The organism is Streptomyces chilikensis (assembly GCF_001642695.1).
GTDB lineage: Bacteria > Actinomycetota > Actinomycetes > Streptomycetales > Streptomycetaceae > Streptomyces > Streptomyces chilikensis.
The window spans coordinates 2,768,321-2,772,741 of the sequence record NZ_LWCC02000005.1; the positions used below are offsets into that span (position 1 = coordinate 2,768,321).

Genomic DNA, 4,421 nt, shown 5'->3' on the forward strand with positions numbered 1-4,421 from the left:
CGCCGGCGGGGGCCTTCGGCGCGCCCCAGCAGCCGCCCGCGGCCGGGTTCGGCGCGCCGCCGTCCGGTTACGGCCCGCCGCAGCCGGGGCAGCCCGCCCAGCCGGGGCCGTACGGGCAGCCCGGCCCCTACGCCGCCGGCCCCTACGGGCAGCCGGGACAGCCACAGGCAGGTCCCTACGCGCCGCAGCCCGGCTGGGGCCGGCCCGGCCCGGCCGGGGGAGGGTACCCGCAGGGCGCCCACGCCCCCTACGCCGGCGCCCCGCAGCAGCCGCCCGCCGCCGGCTCCCGGAACCCCTTCCGCACCCGCCCCGCCCTCGCGATCGGCGCCACCGCGGTGGCGGCCGCGCTGCTGATCGGCGGAGGCGTCTGGGCCCTGACCGGCTCCGGCGACTCCACCGGGGAGAAGGCCGGCCCGCAGCCCACCCAGGAGGCGTCGCCCGAGCCGTCCGTCAGCGTCGACCAGGGCGACGGCAACGGCGGAGGCGGCGAGGAGATCGACATCAACGGCGAGCGGGCCCCCGGCGAGGACCGCGTCGCCTGGTACAAGGGCGCACCCGACAGCCCCAAGGGCGGTGCCCCGGCCCCCGGCATGTGGGTGGTGGGCGACGTCGCCGTGAAGGCCGCGTACAAGCAGGTCTTCGGCTGGAAGGCCGCGAACGGCGCCGAGGCGTGGAAGCCGGTCACCTTCCCCGCGGAGATCTGCGCGGTGACCCCGGGGACCACCGGCGACGGCCGGATAGCCGTCGCCTACAAGAGCGGCACCAGCGACCGCGCCAAGTGCAACCGCGTCCTGGAACTCGACCTGCGCACCGGCGAGCGGGGCTGGGAGATCGAGATGGGCGAGGGCGGTCTCTTCGACGGCACCTCCGAGCTCTCCCTCAGCCTGGCCGGGGACAGCCTGGTCGTCGGCCGCTCCCAGTCCGCCGTCGGCTACGACATGAGGACCGGCAAGAAGCGGTACGAGATCAACCGGTACGGCGCCTCCTGCTTCCCGTCCGGATTCGCCGGCGACGCCGAACGGCTGATCGTCGCCGCCTCCTGCGCCGCCGCCAGCGACAAGGCGCACGACGAGCTCCGCGAACTCGACCCGGCGACCGGCAAGGTGCGCTGGACGGTGCCCCTGAACAAGGGCTGGGAGGTCGAGAAGGTCTACAGCGTGACCCCGCTGGTGGTCCAGGGGATCAACCGCGACAAGAAGCAGGGCGACATCTCCGTCTTCGACGCCGGCGGCGACGTCCGCTCCCACGTCGGACTCGACGGCAAGACCGAGCTCGACTTCCGCTGCTCCGGCATGTCCATCCTCAACAAGGCGCTGGAGTCCTGCGACTTCGTCCTCGACGACAAGAACATGTACCTGGCCACCAAGGCCGTCACCGGCCCCAACGAGATCATCGCGGTCGGCCTGGACAGCGGCAAGGAGCAGTGGCGGGTGAAGTCCCCCGCCGACGCCTCGATGCAGCCGGTGGCGGTGGAGAACGGCAAGCTCGTCGCCTACGTCGGGGCCACCTACGACAAGGGCGGCCAGGTGGTGGCCGTGCCGACGGCCGGCAGCCACGAGCCGCAGGAGCTGCTGCGGCACCCGGCGGCCGGGGCGCCGCTGGAGAACGGCTTCCTCCGGGGTGACGTCGCCTGGTCCGGCGGCCGCCTCTTCCTCTCCGTCAACCGGCTGACCGGCACCGACGGCCTGGAGGAGAAACTGATGATGGCCTTCGCCAAGTAGTTCCCGAGCAGCCCCCGAGCAGTTCCGGGGCGGCCGGGGCGATCCGCCCGGGCTGCCCCCGGGGCGGCCCCACCACGTCCCCCGCCGGCCGACGCGTCCCGTTCCGGCCGTTTCCCCCACCCGATCCGTACCGAGGTGTCCGATGACCCAGCCGCCCGAGCCCGGCCGGCCCCCGCAGGGGGACGGCGGCGCCCACGACCCCACCCAGGTCTCCTTCGGCAAGTCCCCGTCCCAGCCCCCGCCGCCGCCCGCCCCCGGGGCGCCGGAGCCCGGCACGCCCCCGTACGCCCAGGCCGCGGCGGGGTACGGATATCCGCAGACCCCGCCGGCGCCCAACCCCTACCTGCAGCAGCCGTCCCCGCAGGCGCCGCCCGCGGCGCCGCAGTACGGCTACCCCGCGCAGCACATGGCCCCCACCGTGCCGCAGCCCGCCGCCCAGCCCCTGCCGCGGCGCAGCGAGGCCGAACGCAAGGCGCTGCGCGCCCAGGTGGCGATCGTGGTGTCCGCCCTGGTGGCCATCGCGCTGATCATCGGCGGCGGCGTCTGGTACTCCGGCAGCAAGGACGACCGGGCCCCGGTCGCCGGCGGCTCCACCGACGGCGACGGCAAGGGCGGAGGCAAGGGCGGAGGCACCGAGAAGGCGCCGTCGGACCCCTCCGCGAAGCTGCTCTTCGAGCTCGATCCGCCCAAGGTCGGCAAGGACCTGCAGATCACCGTCGCGGGCTCCTGGATCACCGAGGACGCCTACGTCAAGAGCGGCGTCGCCGAGATCAACGCCTACGGGCTGGACGACGGCGCGAAGAAGTGGACGCTCCCGCTGCCCGGCCCGGTCTGCGAGACCTCCCGCCACACCACGCGGGACGGCAGGACCGCCATCGTCCACGAGCCGGACATGCCGACCGCCAGGACGCCCACCCACGGCTGCAGCGAGGTCACCGCGATCGACCTCACCACCGGCAAGAAGCTGTGGACCAAGAACGCCAAGAACGGCGACCGGCCCGTGCGGTTCGACAACGTCACCCTCAGCGGCACCACGGTCGCCGCCGGCTCCAGCCACGGCGGCGCCGCCTGGGACCTGGCCGACGGCACGTCGCTGTGGCAGCCCAAGGCCGCCGACGAGTGCCAGGACGCCGGCTACGGCGGCGGCAAGGCCCTCGTCGCGGTCCGCAGGTGCGGCTCCTACGACGCCCGGCAGCTGCACATCCAGACCATCGACGCCAAGAAGGGCACCGTGGTGTCCGAGTACAAGATGCCCCAGGGCGTCGAGTACGCCTCGGTCGTCTCCACCGACCCGCTGGTGGTCGCGGCCGACGTCGGCGACACCGCCGGTGACGGCAGCGGCATCTCCGACTTCTTCTCCGTCGACGCCGTCACCGGCAAGCTCCGCGCCAAGATCTCCGCCCCGGGCGACACCTACGCCGCCGACTGCGACGGCATCACCCGCGTCGAGCACTGCACCGGCCTGGCCGTCACCGGGGACCGGCTCTTCCTGCCGACCGAGGAGCACGACACCGGCGGCGAAGGCGGCCGCAGCAACGAGATCATCGCCATCGACCTCGCCACCGGCAGGACGACCGGCCAGAAGGCCGACGCCGGCGACAACTCGTCGCTGTACCCGCTGCGCGCCGACGGCGACAACCTGATCGCCTACAAGCGTCCCCCCTACGACAAGGGCGGCCAGATCGTCAGCATCGGCGGCGCCGGCTTCGAGCAGACGGTGCTGCTGGAGCTCCCGGCGGACGACAAGTCGCAGGAGCTGGAGCTGGAGTTCTCGCCGGAGTACCAGGAGTACCTGTTCTCCGGCGGCCGGCTGTTCATGAGCCAGGTGTACGTCAGGCAGGGCGCCGGCGCGGACGAGGTGCTGGCGGTCGCCTACGGCCCCAAGGGCTGACCGAGGGGGCCCGTCCGGCAGCCGGCCGTCGGTCCGGCGGCCGGGCGGGCCCCTGCCGTCGGAGCCCCCGGCCCGCCCCCGCCCCCGCCGGATTCCCCGATACGAGGCACATGTCGGCCGATGGGGGCGCGCGGCGTCGAACAAGCGTGTAGCTTCCCGGTCCATACACACCGCGAGTGCCGGGGGGCCTCGGGCCGGGGCGAGGGTGGGGGGTTCGATGGGAGTGCGGCTCATGGTGGTCGACGACCACCGACTGCACGCGGAGGCGCTGGCCTCCGCCCTGAAGCTGCGCGGGCACCGGGTGCTGGCCGCGGCCGCTCCCGCGGCGGGCGCCGCCGAGCTGGTGATCGGCAGGGCGCCGGAGGTGTGCCTGCTGGGCACCGCGGAGCCGGCCCGGCCGGGGGCGTTCGACCCGGTGGAGCGGATCAAGCGGGAGCGGCCGCAGGTGGCGGTGGTGGTGCTGGGCCCGGTGCCCAGCCCCCGCGGCATCGCGGCGGCGTTCGCCGCCGGGGCGTCGGGATACGTCCGCCACGACGAGCGGATCGAAGGGGTCGAGCGGGCCATCGTCAAGGCGCGGGCCGGTGAGGCGGCGGTCGCGCCGGGGCTGCTCCAGGGCGCCTTCCACGAACTGCTGCATCCGGTGGCGGAGCCCGACGACGAGGGGCGGCGGCTGCTGTCCGCGCTCACCCCGCGCGAGGCCGAGGTGCTGGTGAGGGTCGCCGAGGGCGAGGACACCCGGCTGATCGCCCAGGGCATGGGGATAGCGCCCAGCACGGCGCGCACCCACGTCCAGCGGGTGCTGATGAAGC

General features: G+C 74.6%; 3 protein-coding genes. All 3 read left to right on the top strand.

Annotation, left to right across the window (positions count from 1 at the left end; all coding sequences use genetic code 11):
- Nucleotides 1–1,721: outer membrane protein assembly factor BamB family protein (locus A2U95_RS12455; RefSeq protein WP_166022188.1), on the top strand; the 1,721-nt coding region annotated here is incomplete at its 5' end.
- A 142-nt stretch (nt 1,722–1,863) separates the two neighbouring features.
- Nucleotides 1,864–3,612, top strand: a complete 1,749-nt coding sequence (locus A2U95_RS12460; RefSeq protein ID WP_166022189.1) for an outer membrane protein assembly factor BamB family protein — start codon at nt 1,864–1,866, stop codon at nt 3,610–3,612.
- 217 nt (nt 3,613–3,829) lie between these two features.
- Nucleotides 3,830–4,421 (top strand): LuxR C-terminal-related transcriptional regulator (locus A2U95_RS12465; RefSeq protein WP_166022190.1); only part of this gene is annotated, 592 nt, incomplete at its 3' end.